This is a genomic window from Aeromonas sp. FDAARGOS 1404, assembly GCF_019047085.1.
Taxonomy (GTDB): domain Bacteria; phylum Pseudomonadota; class Gammaproteobacteria; order Enterobacterales; family Aeromonadaceae; genus Aeromonas; species Aeromonas veronii.
Window position 1 is genome coordinate 1,860,094 of record NZ_CP077237.1, and the last position, 14,620, is coordinate 1,874,713.

General features: G+C 60.7%; 13 protein-coding genes. All 13 read right to left on the reverse strand.

Translation table 11 applies throughout. The features are described 5' to 3' along the window. Positions 1 to 28: 28 nt before the first annotated feature. The 13 genes from ftsA to mraZ all read right to left on the reverse strand — a co-directional run bounded on the left by ftsA (position 29) and on the right by mraZ (position 14,569). Positions 29 to 1,288: a cell division protein FtsA gene (gene ftsA, locus I6L34_RS08565; protein WP_005336148.1), complete on the reverse strand. Its 1,260-nt coding sequence runs from the start codon at positions 1,286 to 1,288 to the stop codon at positions 29 to 31. Continuing rightward, a complete protein-coding gene (locus tag I6L34_RS08570) occupies positions 1,269 to 2,021 on the reverse strand; it encodes a cell division protein FtsQ/DivIB (protein WP_005336149.1) in 753 nt (250 codons plus the stop codon). The genes ftsA and I6L34_RS08570 overlap by 20 nt, the downstream gene beginning before the upstream one ends. A gap of 97 nt (positions 2,022 to 2,118) precedes the next feature. Next, positions 2,119 to 3,573, reverse strand: coding sequence for a UDP-N-acetylmuramate--L-alanine ligase (gene murC / locus I6L34_RS08575; protein WP_115522400.1), 1,455 nt, complete (start codon positions 3,571 to 3,573; stop codon positions 2,119 to 2,121). A 100-nt stretch (positions 3,574 to 3,673) separates the two neighbouring features. Next, positions 3,674 to 4,756, reverse strand: a complete 1,083-nt coding sequence (gene murG / locus I6L34_RS08580; protein WP_216956594.1) for an undecaprenyldiphospho-muramoylpentapeptide beta-N-acetylglucosaminyltransferase — start codon at positions 4,754 to 4,756, stop codon at positions 3,674 to 3,676. After that, positions 4,756 to 5,937 (reverse strand): cell division protein FtsW, encoded by a 1,182-nt coding sequence (ftsW, locus tag I6L34_RS08585; protein WP_005336154.1) that lies wholly within the window; start codon positions 5,935 to 5,937, stop codon positions 4,756 to 4,758. Before ftsW ends, murG begins: the two co-directional genes overlap by 1 nt. Next, complete coding sequence (gene murD / locus I6L34_RS08590; protein ID WP_216956597.1) at positions 5,934 to 7,217, reverse strand: UDP-N-acetylmuramoyl-L-alanine--D-glutamate ligase; 1,284 nt, start codon at positions 7,215 to 7,217, stop codon at positions 5,934 to 5,936. Before murD ends, ftsW begins: the two co-directional genes overlap by 4 nt. 4 nt (positions 7,218 to 7,221) lie before the next feature. After that, entirely contained in the window at positions 7,222 to 8,304 is a 1,083-nt protein-coding gene (gene mraY / locus I6L34_RS08595) for a phospho-N-acetylmuramoyl-pentapeptide-transferase (protein WP_005355120.1), read from the reverse strand. Beyond that, the gene (gene murF, locus I6L34_RS08600; protein WP_075115833.1) at positions 8,298 to 9,653 is read right to left on the reverse strand and encodes a UDP-N-acetylmuramoyl-tripeptide--D-alanyl-D-alanine ligase; all 1,356 of its coding nucleotides are present in this window, start codon (positions 9,651 to 9,653) and stop codon (positions 8,298 to 8,300) included. Before murF ends, mraY begins: the two co-directional genes overlap by 7 nt. After that, entirely contained in the window at positions 9,650 to 11,182 is a 1,533-nt protein-coding gene (gene murE / locus I6L34_RS08605; RefSeq protein ID WP_075115832.1) for a UDP-N-acetylmuramoyl-L-alanyl-D-glutamate--2,6-diaminopimelate ligase, read from the reverse strand. Before murE ends, murF begins: the two co-directional genes overlap by 4 nt. Next, positions 11,115 to 12,857 (reverse strand): penicillin-binding transpeptidase domain-containing protein, encoded by a 1,743-nt coding sequence (locus I6L34_RS08610; protein WP_058057542.1) that lies wholly within the window; start codon positions 12,855 to 12,857, stop codon positions 11,115 to 11,117. Before I6L34_RS08610 ends, murE begins: the two co-directional genes overlap by 68 nt. After that, entirely contained in the window at positions 12,854 to 13,168 is a 315-nt protein-coding gene (gene ftsL, locus I6L34_RS08615) for a cell division protein FtsL (RefSeq protein WP_005336166.1), read from the reverse strand. The genes I6L34_RS08610 and ftsL overlap by 4 nt, the downstream gene beginning before the upstream one ends. Before the next feature lie 3 nt (positions 13,169 to 13,171). Next, positions 13,172 to 14,110, reverse strand: coding sequence for a 16S rRNA (cytosine(1402)-N(4))-methyltransferase RsmH (rsmH, locus tag I6L34_RS08620; protein WP_005336168.1), 939 nt, complete (start codon positions 14,108 to 14,110; stop codon positions 13,172 to 13,174). Beyond that, the gene (gene mraZ / locus I6L34_RS08625) at positions 14,111 to 14,569 is read right to left on the reverse strand and encodes a division/cell wall cluster transcriptional repressor MraZ (RefSeq protein WP_058057541.1); all 459 of its coding nucleotides are present in this window, start codon (positions 14,567 to 14,569) and stop codon (positions 14,111 to 14,113) included. Positions 14,570 to 14,620 lie beyond the last annotated feature (51 nt).

Consider the following 14,620-nt stretch of genomic DNA (forward strand, 5'->3'; position numbering starts at 1 on the left):
GCTTTATTTGCCTGACTCAGCAAAATTCTTAGAACTCGCCACGCAGCCAGTTGCTAACCCGTTTGACCAGGCCACCGACGCTTGCCTTGGCGGCATATTCTTTGTTGCTACCTGTGGCTTGATGGGTGCGGCCATATTGCAGCAACCCGACCGCAGTCGAGTACACCGGTGCCTGCACGTAATCACTCAAACCACGTATGTTCATGGGCTCTCCCACCCGGACCTGGCTCTGGAAGATCTGCTCTGCACACTCCACAATGCCTTCAATCTGGGCAGCGCCGCCGGTCAAGACCACACCGGCTGCCAGCTGATGCTTGACCCCCTGCGCTTTCAACTCGCTTTGTACCCGCACCAGCTCATCATTCACCATGGAGAGCAACTCGGTGTAACGGGGCTCAATCACTTCAGCCAGTGTCTGCCGTTGCAGGCTGCGCGCCGGGCGACCGCCGACACTGGGTACTTCAATATTGTCTTCCTTGCTGACCAGACGGCCGAGGGCGCAACCGTAGCGCACCTTGATCGCTTCCGCGTCGAGCGGCGGCGTGCCGAAGGCGTACGCGATGTCGCTGGTCACAGTGCTGCCAGCGTACGGGATCACCTTGGTGTGGCGCAGGGCACCGCCGGTAAACAGCGACATATCCATGGTGCCGCCACCGATGTCCACCACGCAGACACCCAGCTCTTTCTCGTCTTCGGTCAACACCGCATAGCTGGAGGCCAGCGCGGAGAAGATCAGTTGATCCACGCGCAAGCCGACCTTCTCCACACATTTCTCAATGTTGCGAGCCATGTCGTTGTGGCAGGTGATCAGGTGAACCTTGGCTGCCATCCGCACACCGGAGAGGCCGACCGGATTCTTGATCCCTTCCTGATAATCGATGGCAAACTCCTGAGGCAGCACATGCAGCACACGCAGCTCATCGGAGAGGCGAACCGACTTGGCAGTGTGGATCACGTTGTCCACATCCTCCTGGGTCACCTCTTCATCGGAAATGGGCACCATGCCGGTCTCGTTGCGGCAATCAATATGCTTGCCGGACAACCCCAGATAGACCGAGCTGATCTGGCAATCTGCCATCATCTCGGCCTCTTCCACCGCGCGGCGCAGTGACTTGACCACGGAGTCGAGGTCATTGACCCCGCCCTTCTCCATTCCGCGAGAAGCGTGACTGCCCATACCGATGACGTTCAGTTCACCGTCCGGCAATACTTCCCCGACCAGAACCGCCACCTTGGTTGTGCCGATATCCAGTCCGACAATCAAATTCCTATCTGCGGTGTTGGTCATGCACTTTCTCTTCGCTCTTCTTCCAGCCAACTGCCATTCCGGTGTCGTATCGAAGATCCACGTAGGCGACTTGCGCACGGGGTTCGATAACCGGGAAGGCATCGATAAACCGCTGCAACCGGAGCGCAATGTCATTGCGTCCCAGGAACAGCTTGATATTGCCATCCAGGGTCAGTTCCCAGGCATGGCGGGGGGTCAGATTCACCCCCAGCAACTTGTATCCCTTGGCAGCCAGTTGCGACTCGTACTGCCGACTCTCTTTCAACACCCGGGCGGCCTGGTCATCCGGCCCTGACAGCTGCAACAGCGGCGTCTTGACCCGATCCGGGGCACTGAATACCTTGCCCTTGGTGTTGACGAAGCGGTTGCCATTCCAGCGCGCCGCCACATCTTGTTCCGTGAGGTAGATCTTGATCTTGTTCGGCCACTTCTTTCGTACCGAGACCGAGGCCACCCATGGCAGGGCGTTGAGCCTTGCCTGCAATTCGTTGACGTCCAATTCGAAGAAGTTGCGCAGCTCGGCGCCATCCAGCACGGCCATCCGCAGCTCTTCGGTTTGCAAATACTGGTGTTGCCCCTGCAGCAACAGCTCGCTCATGGGCAACCGGTTGGCATCTGTCAGCCAACCTTTAACATCCAGCGCCGTCCGGTAGCAGCCCCATATCACCAGCAGGAAAAATGCTACCCCTGCGATGAAGCCACCCTTGGTGCGCCCCTGTGCCCTTGCCTCCACCCGATCGATCCCCGTGTAACGCGCTAAACCGGCCTTTGACAGACCGGTTCGCCATTATATAGGCCCCGGCTTGGCGGTCAAAATACTCATTGGGCCCTCAGGCGCCAGATTTCATGCTATCTATGCTCAATTTCATCTCTCCGAGACGACGAGCCAGCGCCCCGACGTTCCCGGCGCCTTGAGTCAGCACCAAATCCCCCTCGACGATCAGGTCGGCCAGTACGGCTGGCACGTCATCTGGCGTGGCGACGAAGATGGGTTCCAGGTTGCCACGCGAGCGAATGGAGCGGCACAGTGCCCGTCCATCAGCGCCCGGGATCGGCTCCTCACCGGCAGCATAAACCTCCAGCATCACCAGCACGTCTACCTTGGAAAGCACATCGGCGAAGTCCTCGTAGAGGTCGCGGGTGCGGGTATAACGGTGCGGCTGGAACACCATCACCAGACGCTTCTCGGGCCAACCGGCACGGGCGGCGTTGATGGTGACCTTCACTTCGCTCGGGTGGTGGCCATAATCGTCCACCAGCATCGCCTTGCCGCGACCGGTTTCAAACTCGCCATACTGCTGGAAGCGACGACCAACCCCTTCAAATTTGGCCAGTGCAGAGATGATGGCCTCATCGCTAACACCGTCCTCTGTCGCGACAGCTATCGCCGCTGCGGCGTTCAATGCGTTGTGAATACCCGGCAAATTGAGGGTCACCTGCAGCTCACCCGCCTCTTTGCGGCGAACACGGAAGCAGCTGTGGTTGGTGGTCTGGACAAAATCCAGCACCTGCACATCGGCATCGTCAGAGAGACCGTAGGTCAGGGTCGGACGGGCAATCTCGGGCAACATGCCACGGATCACCGGATCATCGATGCAGACCACCGCCAGTCCGTAGAAGGGCAGGTTGTGCAGAAACTCGATGAAGGTGGCCTTCAGCTTGGAGAAATCACCGCCGTAGGTATCCATGTGATCCGCTTCGATGTTGGTCACGATAGAGACCATCGGCTGCAGATGCAGGAAAGAGGCGTCGCTCTCGTCCGCTTCGGCAATCAGGTAGCGGCTGCTACCCAGACGGGCATTGGTACCGGCACTGTTGAGCAGGCCACCGATGACGAAGGTCGGGTCGCGGTCGGCTTCGGCATAGATGCTCGCCACCAGACTGGTGGTGGTGGTTTTGCCGTGGGTACCGGCGATGGCGATACCGTGACGGAAACGCATCAGCTCGGCCAGCATCTCGGCGCGGCGCACGACCGGGATCCGCAGTTCACGGGCAGCCAGCAGCTCCGGGTTGTCCTGCTTGATGGCGGTAGAGACCACCACCACGCTGGCACCCTCAACGTGTTCGGCACTGTGGCCGACAAAGATGTGGGCGCCCAGTCCGGCCAACCGCTCGGTCACGGCGTTGCGAGCCAGATCAGAACCTGTTACCTGATACCCTTCGTTGGCAAGCACTTCGGCGATCCCGCCCATACCGGCACCACCGATGCCGATAAAGTGGATGCGACGCACGCGGCGCATTTCGGGGATCACAGTACGCAGTTTTGCCAGTTCAACCTTGGTCATAATCGTCTCTTTAGTCTGCCGCAGGCTGTGTGCTGTCACACGGCGGCATCAATATAGTCAAGTACAAGGCTGCACGGTGTCACCGCTGCAACCTTGCTCATCAATCTTTACCACGCTGCCCGGTTGCGAGCTGTTTGCACTCATCTGCAACCCGCTCGGCCGCATCCGTGATGGCGACGCGTCGAGCCGCTTTCGCCATGTTAAACAGGGTCTCCCGGCGACCAGCCAGCCAGGTCAGGCGCGCCGCCAGTGAGGCGGTGTTCAGCTCGGACTGGGGCAGAAACTCGGCTGCACCACCGTCGACCAAGGTCAAGGCGTTTCGGGTCTGGTGATCATCCACCGCATGGGGCAGCGGCACGAAAATGGCGGCCACACCGGCGGCAGCCACTTCGGAAACGGTCAGGGCACCGGCACGGCAGACCACCAGGTCGGCCCAGGCGTAGGCGCTGGCCATATCCTTGATAAATTCGCTCACTTCGGCATTGATGCCGTGCTGGGCATAGGCAGCAGAGACAGTCTCGGCATTGCCCTTGCCACACTGGTGACGCACTTCAATGGGCACGCCGGATGCCGCCACCGCAGCAGGTACCTGCTCGTTGAGCACCCGCGCCCCCAGACTGCCACCGACGATCAGCAGATGCAGCGGCTCGCTGCTGCTTCGCAGTTGCGGATCCGGCAGGGCGACCACTTCGGGACGCACCGGATTACCGACCACGGCGGTACGACGGCTCGGCGCGAAAGCGCCCGGAAATGCCATCAAGACCCGCCTGGCGATACGGGCCAGCAGCTTGTTGGTCATGCCTGCAGCAGCATTTTGCTCATGGAGCAGCAACGGGATGCCGGAGAACCAGGCCGCCACGCCACCCGGGCCGGAAGCAAAACCACCCATGCCGAGCACCACATCAGGGCGAACGGTCTTGAGCACCTGACGCGCCTGCAGGATCGATTTGACGATGCGATAGGGCGCAACCAGCAGTCGTTTGATGCCGTTGCCACGCACCCCCTGAATATCGATGAAGGAGATGGGATAACCGTGGGCGGGCACCAGCTCCGCCTCCATCCGGTCGGCAGTGCCGAGCCAGTGGACAGTCCAGCCCTGGGCCTTCAGGCGATCGGCCACGGCCAGACCGGGGAACACATGCCCACCGGTACCACCTGCCATCACCAACAGAGTCTTGCTCACTAAACCTCCCGCACGCGCGCCTGGGCTGTCGCCTGACGCAACTCAAAATCGATTCGAATCAACATGCTCACTGCCACCGACATGATGATGAGACTGGAACCACCGTAACTCACCAGCGGCAGGGTCAAGCCCTTGGTTGGCATCATGCCGCTGGCCGCGCCGACGTTGACGAAGGTCTGGAAGCTGAACCAGATGCCGATGCCGATCGCCAGATAACCGTCATAGAGCCGCTCTGCCACCAGCGCGCGATGCCCCAGCTTGAGCGCCTTGACCGCCAGCGCAAAAATCAGGAACAGGGCGCCCAGCACCCCGACGTAACCCAGCTCTTCACCGAGGATCGCAAACACGAAGTCAGTGTGCGCTTCCGGCAGGTACTCCATCTTCTGGATGGAGTTGCCAAGCCCTTCGCCAAACCAGCTGCCACGACCAAACGCCATCAGCGACTGGGTCAACTGGTAGCCGCTGCCGAACGGATCGGCCCAGGGATCCATAAAGGAGGTCACCCGCCGCATCCGGTAGGGCTCGACGATGATCAGCATCACCACCGAGCCGAGACCCGCGCCGATCAGGGTCAAAAACTGTCCCAGTCGGGCTCCGGCCAGAAACAGCATGCCAAACGAGGTAACGAACATCACCACGGTGGAACCCAGGTCCGGCTGCAACAGCAGCAAGACCGCCAGCACCCCGAACACCGCCAGCGGTTTCAGGAAGCCGATCCAGGCTTCACGCACTTCGCTCTGGCGCCGCACCAGATAACCGGCCAGATAGACAAACAGCGCCAGCTTGCCAAACTCGGCAGGCTGCAGGTTGAAGGGGCCGAGCGGCAACCAGCGCACCGCACCGTTAACGTTTCGGCCCACCAGCAGCACCAGCACCAGCATCAAGATCGCCAGCAGCAGCATGGGGCCGTTGTGCTGTTGCCAGCGCGCCATCGGCACCTGCAACACAAACCAGGAGATACCGAGCGCCATCACCAGAAACAGGGCGTGACGCTTCACAAACATGAAGGGGTCATCCCCCAGCGCAATCCCTTCGGGGATCGACGCCGAGGCCACGATGACCACCCCGACCGCCATCAGGGAGAGCGCCAGCAGTACCAGCTGCCGATCGTAGAGACCGGCAGGACGCGCCGGTAACAGCCAGCGTTGGAACAGACCTGCTGCTGCGCGAAGGGCGTTCATAGCGCCAGCACCATCTCGGTGAAGCGATCGCCGCGCACCTCGAACGACTTGAACTGATCGAGGCTGGCACAGGCCGGCGCCAGCAGCACCCAGTCACCGGGCTTCGCATCGGCCGCTGCTTTGGCAACCGCAGCGGCCAGGTCGGCCACCCGTTCGGTCTGCTCGCCCAGTGCCAGCAGCACCTCGGCATCCTGACCGAAGCAGTACATGTGATCGATCTGGTTGCCTAGCAGCGCCTGGATCGGGCCAAAATCCTGCCCCTTGCCCTGACCACCGGCCAGCAGCAGCAGGCGCCCCTTGACCGACTCGCGCACACCGGCAACGGCAGCCAGCGTGGCTCCCACGTTGGTGGCTTTGGAGTCGTTGATCCAGCGCACCCCGTTTACCTCGCGCACGAAGCGGGCGCGATGGGGCAAGCCTTCAAAGCGACGCAGCACGGTAAGCTGAGCCGCACGAGGAATGCCGACCGCATCGCACAGCGCCATGGCGGCCAGCGCGTTGGCCTGATTGTGGGCACCGACGATCTTCATCTCGTCTACCGCCAGCAGCGGTTCACCGTGCAACGTCAACCAGTAGCGGTCATCCAGCAGGCAACGGCCATAGCCATTGCAGTCGAGACCAAAGCTCTGCCACACCTGACCCACATCGGGCAGGGTCTGGGCATCGTCACGATTGACCAGAATGTGTTTGGAGTGCTGATGGATCTCCATCTTGGCGGCGCGATAGTCGGCCATGCCCTGATAGCGATCCATGTGATCTTCTGAGAGGTTCAGCACCACGGAGGCGGCAGCACGCAAACTGTGAGTAGTTTCCAGCTGGAAGCTGGAGAGCTCCAGCACGCAGAGATCCATCGGCTGCTTGAGCAGCTCCAGCGCCGGTGTACCGATATTGCCGCCCACGCCGACATTGAGGCCGGCTTCGGCAATCATCTCGCCCACCAGGGTAGTGACGGTGCTCTTGCCGTTCGAGCCGGTGATGGCGATGACCGGGGTCTGGGTCTCGCGCACAAACAGCTCGATGTCGCCGACGATCTGCACGCCACACTCGGCAGCGGCTTTCAGTTCGGGGGTCGCCAGCGCGATACCCGGGCTCGCGACAATCATGTGCGCCTGCTTGAGCAGTGCCTCGTCGAGACCGTGAATGAGCTCTACCTCAGGCGGCAGTTGATCCTTGCCGGGCGGGTTGGCACGGGTATCCATCACCAGTGGCGTCACGCCACGGCCGAGGAAGTAGTCGACGCAGGAAAGTCCGGTTTTGCCCAATCCGATGATGATGACCATGGCCTTACCTCACCTTCAGGGTGGCAAGACCCAGCAGCACCAGCACGAGGGTGATGATCCAGAAGCGCACGATAACGCGCGGCTCCGGCCAGCCCTTCTTCTCGTAGTGGTGATGGATCGGCGCCATGCGGAAGATCCGCACGCCGCGCAGCTTGTATGAACCCACCTGCAGGATCACCGAAACGGTCTCCATCACGAAGACGCCGCCCATGATCACCAGCAGGAACTCCTGACGGACCAACACGGCGATGGTACCGAGCGCGCCGCCCAGTGCCAGGGAACCAACGTCCCCCATAAAGACCTGGGCCGGATAGGTGTTGAACCAGAGGAAACCCAGACCCGCCCCGACGATGGCGGTACAGACGATCACCAGCTCGGAGGTATAGGGCACGTAGGGAATGTGCAGGTAGTTGGCAAAGTTGACGTTACCGGTAGCCCAGGCGATCAGGGCAAAGCCCCCCGCCACCATCACGGTCGGCATGATGGCCAGGCCATCGAGACCGTCGGTCAGGTTGACCGCATTGGAGGTACCGACGATGACAAAGTAGGTGAGCACGATAAACATCAGGCCAAGCTGCGGCATAACATCCTTGAGGAAAGGCACCACCAGCTGGGTCTGTCCCTCATGGGTTGCAGTCGCATAGAGGAACACAGCCACCGCCAGCGCTACCGCGGATTGCCAGAAATACTTCCAGCGTGCGATCAGGCCGTCGGTATTCTTGCGCACCACCTTGAGGTAGTCGTCGGCAAAGCCGATGGCACCGTAGGCACCCAGCACAAACAGCACCAGCCAGACATAAGGGTTGTCGAGGCGGCACCAGAGCAGCACAGACGTGAAAATCGCAGCAATGATCATCAGGCCCCCCATGGTCGGGGTGCCCCGCTTGCTGAGGTGGGACTCGGGACCGTCGTTGCGGATCACCTGACCGAATTTCAGGATCTGCAGGCGACGGATCAGGCGTGGCCCCATCCAGAGGGCAACCCCCAGTCCGGTGATGATCGACAGGATGGCGCGAAACGTCAGGTAGGAGAAGACGTTGAAGAAGGTGAAGTGCGGGGTGAGCAGTTCGGCCAGCCAGACTAGCATGTGGCTGACTCCTGATGGCCTTTGACCATCTCGACGATATCTTCCATGCGGGAGCCACGGGCCCCCTTGACCAGAATCGAAATTTCCTGATGTGTATTTATCATTTGCGCAAGCACTTCAAACAACGACGCCTTGTTATCGAAATGTCGGCCAGCCGCGGCATCTGCGGTGTGGCGACTCTCTTCCCCCACTGTCAGCACGGCATCCAGACCGCGCTCGCGGGCATGACGGCCAACCCGGGCGTGTTGCTCGGCAGACTCCTCACCCAGTTCCCGCATATCACCGAACACCAGCACCTTGAAGCCGCCCATGGCGGTCAGGGCATCGATGCCCGCCAGCACGGATTCCACGCTGGCATTGTAGGTATCATCCACCAGGGTCAGACCACCCCAGCGTTGGACGCAGAAGCGCCCCTTGACCGGTGCCATCTGTTCCAGCCCCGCCTTGACGGAGTCGAGGGATGCGCCGAGGGTCAGACAGCCCGCGACAGCAGCCAACGCATTGGCCACGTTGTGGCGACCCGGGATAGCCAGAGTCAGGCTCAGCTCACCCTGCGGGGTCACCATCACGAACTCGGCGCAGCCTTGTTCGTTGAGCACAAGGTTGCGCGCGTGGAACGGCTGGCTCTGATCTTCGATGGAGAAGGCGCACTGAATGCCTCGTTCCCGCCACTTCGGCCAGAATTCGTTGTCGGCATTGACGATGGCGGTGCCGCCCTCGCTCAGCCCCTCAAAAATTTCGCTCTTGGCGTGGAACACCCCTTCCAGCGAGCCGAACCCCTCCAGATGGGCCGCCGCCACGTTGTTGATAATGGCGGCATCGGGTTTGGCCAGTGAAGTAGTCCAGGCGATTTCGCCCGGATGGTTGGCACCCAGCTCCATCACTGCAAACTTGTGTTGCGGCTCGAGGCGCAGCAGGGTGAGCGGCACGCCCACCTCGTTGTTGAAGTTGCCAGCGGTGGCCAGCACTTCCCCTTCGTTGCGCAGGATGGCGGTTGCCATCTCCTTCACCGTGGTCTTGCCGCAGCTGCCGGTAATGGCCAGCACTTTCGGGTTGATGCGCTCACGCACCAGTTTGCCGAGACGGCCCAGCCCCTTCAGACTGTCGGTCACCACCAGTTGGGGGATGGCCAGCGGCAATTCACGCTCAACTAGCAGGGCAGAGGCCCCTGCCTGAACGGCCTGCTCGCAAAAATCGTGGGCATCGAAGCGCTCGCCGCGCAGGGCAACGAACAGGGCACCCGCGCCCAAAGTGCGGGTGTCTGTACTGACGACGCTGATCTCGCCGTCGTCACCAATCAGACGGGCATCGAGTACCTGTGCCAGCTCGGCAAGCCTGAGGGTCATCATTTGAATGACTCCAATAATGTGTGCAAGGCGGCCGCGACGGTTTCCCGGTCGCTGTAGTGCCGCTTGTCGGTTCCAATGATCTGATAATCCTCGTGACCCTTACCGGCCACCAGGATGATGTCCTGTTTGCTCGCCTGACCGATGGCCAGCGCAATCGCCTTGACCCGGTCGTGCTCCACCTGCACCGCAGCAGGATCGCGAAGACCCGCCACCATGTCGGCCATGATCCGGGCCGGCTCCTCGGTACGGGGATTGTCGTCGGTCAGGATCACGCGATCCGCATACTGCTCGGCCATGGCGGCCATCATTGGGCGCTTGCCGCGATCGCGGTCGCCACCACAACCGACCAGGCACCAGAGCTGGCCTGTGCAATGCACCCGCAGGGCCTGCAATGCCTTCTCCAGCGCGTCCGGGGTGTGGGCGTAATCGACCACCGCCAGCGGCGTATCGCCACCGCCAAAACACTCCATACGACCCGTCACCGGCTGCAATTTCGGGGCCGTTGCCAGTAGCTCATGGAAGTCATAGCCGAGCACCAGCATCACGCCCATCGCGGCCAGCACATTGCTGACGTTGAAGCGCCCGAGCAAGGGGGCGGATAATACACCATTCCCCCAGCTGGAGTTAATCTGCGCGCGAAAACCTTGCTGGTGAAAATCGAGCTGCTGCGCCGTTAATTGACGACCAGAATGGTGTTCAATCGGGCCATCCACACTGAAGGCCACCGCTGCCGGGTATTTTTCGAGCCACTTGGCACCCAGCTCGTCATCGCGGTTGATCACAGCATTCGACTCATCGACCAGCTGCAGCAACTGCTCTTTGGCCGCGCCATAGGCTTCCATGGTGCCGTGATAATCGAGGTGATCCCGGCTCAGGTTGGTGAAAACGGCAGCGGCAAACGGCAGTGCGGCAACACGATGCTGCACCAGACCATGGCTTGAAACTTCCATCGCCACCAGATCCGCCCCCTGCGCTTGCAGCGCAGCCAGATTGGCTTGCACCTGAACGGCACTGCCGGTGGTATTTTCCGCTTCGATCAAATTGCCAAACAGGCCGTTGCCGATGGTGCCCATCACACCCGCCTTGCCACCCAGCAGGGTGCGCCAGTTGGCGACCAGCAGTGCCGTAGTGCTCTTGCCGTTGGTGCCGGTGATCCCGACCAGATCCAATTTTTGGGCTGGCTGATCGTAGAAATAGCCCGCAAGAGCAGAGAGGTGAGCGGGCAGATCCCGCATCCCGATACAGGGAACCGGAGTCGATGGTGGGATAAATTCACCATCCTCCTCAAACACAACAGAGGTCGCTCCCTGAGCCACCGCCTGTTCGATAAACCGTCTGCCATCCACCTGATGACCACGAATGGCCACGAAGAGCGAGCCGGGGCCAACCCGCCGACTATCCAGCTGGATATCGGTCAGGATGAGCGCCGGCGCCTGGATACCGAAGGGGCGCAGTAATGCATCAAGTGCGCGGGACAAGAGAAGCCTCCGTACGGGCAAGTTTGGTGGGCACCGCTGGCGGCACCGCATCGGGACGAATATTGAAGAGCTGCAGCACCCCGCCCATGGCCTCTGCAAACGGTGGGGTAGCCACGGCGCCGCCATAATAGGCGCTGCCTTTTGGCTCGTTGATCACCACCACCATGACGAAACGGGGATCACTGGCGGGTGCGAAACCGGCAAACCAGGCCATGTAATCCTTGCCATAGCCACCGGCGACGGCGACCTTGGCAGTACCACTCTTGCCGCCAACCCGATAGCCCGGGATCTTGGCTTTTGGAATGGCGTTGTCGACCACATACTCCAGCGCCTGCAACATGGCAGCGGCGTTGTTGTGATCGATAACCTGCTCACCCTTGGGCGGCGTAGTCACCTTGACGATGGAGAGCGGCACCCGTTTGCCCTTGTTAGCCAAGGTGGCGTAGGCGGAAGCCAGCTGCAGCGGGGTGACTCGCAGACCATAACCAAACGAGAGGGTCGCACGCTCGATATCGGACCAGCGACGACGCTGGGGCAGCATGCCGCTGCTCTCGCCCATCAGCCCGCTGCCGGTATCCATGCCGAAACCGAACATGCTGAGGGTGTTGATCATCTCCTGCGCCGGCATCCGCAGCGCAATGCGCGACATACCGATGTTGGAGGAGTAACGCAGGATATCGTAGAGGTTGGTCGCCTTGTGGATACTCACGTCCTTGATCTGCTTGGCACCGATAAAGAGCGGACCACCGGGAATGAAATCCTTCCAGCTGGTGACACCTGCCTGCAAGGCACTGAGCAAAATCAATGGCTTGACGGTCGAACCCGGCTCGTAGGTATCAGTCACCACCCGGTTGCGTACCCGGAAGCTCTGATACTGGCCTCGGTTGTTCGGGTTATAGGAGGGAGTGTTGACCATGGCGAGCACTTCACCGGTCTTGATATCCAGCATCACCATGGAGCCGGAGGTCGCCTTGTTCTCGTCGGTTGCCCGCTTGAGGGCACGGTAGGCCAGAGCCTGCACCCGCTGATCGATACTGAGCTGCAGATCGTTGGCGTTCTTGCCCTCTTTGACGATGCCAAGCCGCTCGATGACGCGCCCCTGACGATCCTTGCGCACCCGCATTTCGCCGGGTGTCGCCGTCAGCCACTCGTTGTAGCTGCGCTCAATCCCTTCAATACCGCTGCCATCGATGTTGGTCACCCCCACCAGATGGGCGCTGATCTCGCCGGTCGGATAGAAGCGGCGCGCTTCTGGGCGCAGGTAGACGCCACCCAGCTTGAGCCCCTTGATATATTCTGCCACCGCAGGAGTAACCTGACGCTGCAGATAGACGAAGCGCTTGCTGGGGTTGGCGATGCGGTGTTTGAGGGTATTGATGTCGAGCTTGAGCACGGCGGAGAGCGCCAGCCAGGCGCGCTCATTATTGATGGCCCCGGATTCATGCACCGTCTTGGGATCGGCCCAGACCGCTTCGACCGGTACCGATACTGCCAGTTGCTCACCGTTGCGATCGGTGATCATGCCGCGCACTGCCTGGGTAGAGGTGGTACGCAGGGAGCGCATGTCCCCTTCCTGACGCAGGCGATCCGGATTGATCACCTGGATCCAGGCCAGACGCAGGATCAGACCCACAAACGCGATGCCGATAAACACCGCAAGCGTGCGAAAGCGCCACGGATAGATCGATGGCGCTTTGGCAGCTTTGGCTGTAGCCTTGCGTTTCATGGTTGGGTAATTACCTTCTCGGTGGTCACCAGCGGACGACCCATCTGCAACTTGTCCATCGCCAGACTCGCCACCCGGGAGTGTTCAGCCAGGGTGCCCTGCTCCAGCAGCAGGTGGCGCCATTCGATATTGAGGCGATCCTCTTCCGCCATCAGATCGTTCTGCTTGGCCGTCAGACCGCGGGTCATGTTGGTCACCAGGATCACGGCAAACGCGGTCACCAGCACGGCGACCGACAGAAAAATCTGCAGCTTGTGCCGCCAGAGATCGGCAACGATCTCCTTGGCCAGATGAACACGCACTTCGCTCATCGCTTACTCCGCCAACCGTTCGGCAACCCGCAGCACCGAGCTGCGTGACCGGCTGTTTTCAGATACTTCATGATCAGAAGGCTTGAGCGCCTTGCCGACCGACTTCAATTTGCGACCGCCTGCCAACTGGGCCTCGGTCAACGGAATGCCGTAAGGCACTTCCGGCCCCTTCTCGTGCTTGCGGATGAAATGCTTTACCAATCGGTCTTCCAGCGAATGGAAGCTGATCACCGACAAACGGCCATGTGGTGCCAGCACTTCCAGTGCACCGTTGAGCGCGGTTTCGATCTCGTCCAGCTCGCTGTTGATATAGATGCGAATGGCCTGGAAGCTGCGGGTTGCCGCATGCTTGCCCTTCTCCTTGCTCGGATTGACCCGGGCAATCATCTCCGCCAGTTGACGGGTACGCACATAAGGTTCGGTCACGCGGTCGTGCACGATGGCACGGGCGATCTTCTTGGCAAAACGCTCCTCACCGAAGGTCTTCAGCACCCAGGCGATGTCATCCACATCGGCCTTGGCCAGCCACTCGGCAGCGCTCTGACCGGAAGTGGGATCCATCCGCATATCGAGCGGACCATCTTTCATAAAGCTGAAGCCGCGCTCGGCATCATCCAGCTGGGGTGAAGAGACCCCCAGATCCAGCAGGAAGCCATCCACCTTGCCCAGCAAACCGCGCTCATCCAGATAGGAGGCGATGCCGGAGAAGGGGCCGTGCACGATTTCGAAACGGGGATCCTGGATCTTGGCTGCTTCGGCGATCGCCTGGGGATCGCGGTCGATGGCGATCAGGCGGCCATTGGGGCCAAGGTGCTGCAGGATCAGACGAGAATGACCACCACGGCCAAAAGTACCGTCGACGTAGACACCATCCGGCTTGATGGCCAGACCTTCAACGGCTTCGTGCAGCAGCACTGTGATGTGTTCAGCGGCTTGGGTCATTTATAAAGAGAAATCCTGTAGTCGTGGTGAGCTTGCCCAATCGTCCCCGGGCAGACCCAAGATGTCGTCATTGACCTGTTGTTGCCAGCGGGCTTCATCCCACAACTCAAACTTGTTGAGCTGGCCCACCAGCATGATTTTCTTGTCCAGCCCCGCATGGTTGCGCAGTGGCTGACTGAGCAGCAGACGGCCATTGCCATCCAGCTCGCATTCAGTTGCATGTCCCAGCAGCAGTCGCTGCAAACGGCGCTCTTGCGGATTCATGCTGGAGAGAGCCTTGAGCTTGCGCTCGACCTCTTCCCATTCATTCAGGGGATAAAGCAGCAGACAGGGATGGGCAATATCGATGGTGCAGACCAGCTGGCCGTCGCTTTCATCGCGCAGCCAATCACGGAATTTGGTCGGAATTGCCAGCCGCCCTTTACTGTCCAGGCTGATGGCATGAGCGCCACGCAACAAATTGCAGTCCCTGAAGGTGAGTGAGCAGGCAGATTGCCCCTCTAAAAACCA

Coding starts and splice junctions, on each gene's coding strand:
- ftsA (WP_005336148.1), bottom strand. CDS start 1,288: ATGACCAACACCGCAGATAGGAATTTGATTGTCGGACTGGATATCGGC.
- murC (WP_115522400.1), bottom strand. CDS start 3,573: ATGACCAAGGTTGAACTGGCAAAACTGCGTACTGTGATCCCCGAAATG.
- ftsW (WP_005336154.1), bottom strand. CDS start 5,937: ATGAACGCCCTTCGCGCAGCAGCAGGTCTGTTCCAACGCTGGCTGTTA.
- murD (WP_216956597.1), bottom strand. CDS start 7,217: ATGGTCATCATCATCGGATTGGGCAAAACCGGACTTTCCTGCGTCGAC.
- mraY (WP_005355120.1), bottom strand. CDS start 8,304: ATGCTAGTCTGGCTGGCCGAACTGCTCACCCCGCACTTCACCTTCTTC.
- murF (WP_075115833.1), bottom strand. CDS start 9,653: ATGATGACCCTCAGGCTTGCCGAGCTGGCACAGGTACTCGATGCCCGT.
- murE (WP_075115832.1), bottom strand. CDS start 11,182: ATGCGGTGCCGCCAGCGGTGCCCACCAAACTTGCCCGTACGGAGGCTT.
- I6L34_RS08610 (WP_058057542.1), bottom strand. CDS start 12,857: ATGAAACGCAAGGCTACAGCCAAAGCTGCCAAAGCGCCATCGATCTAT.
- ftsL (WP_005336166.1), bottom strand. CDS start 13,168: ATGAGCGAAGTGCGTGTTCATCTGGCCAAGGAGATCGTTGCCGATCTC.
- rsmH (WP_005336168.1), bottom strand. CDS start 14,110: ATGACCCAAGCCGCTGAACACATCACAGTGCTGCTGCACGAAGCCGTT.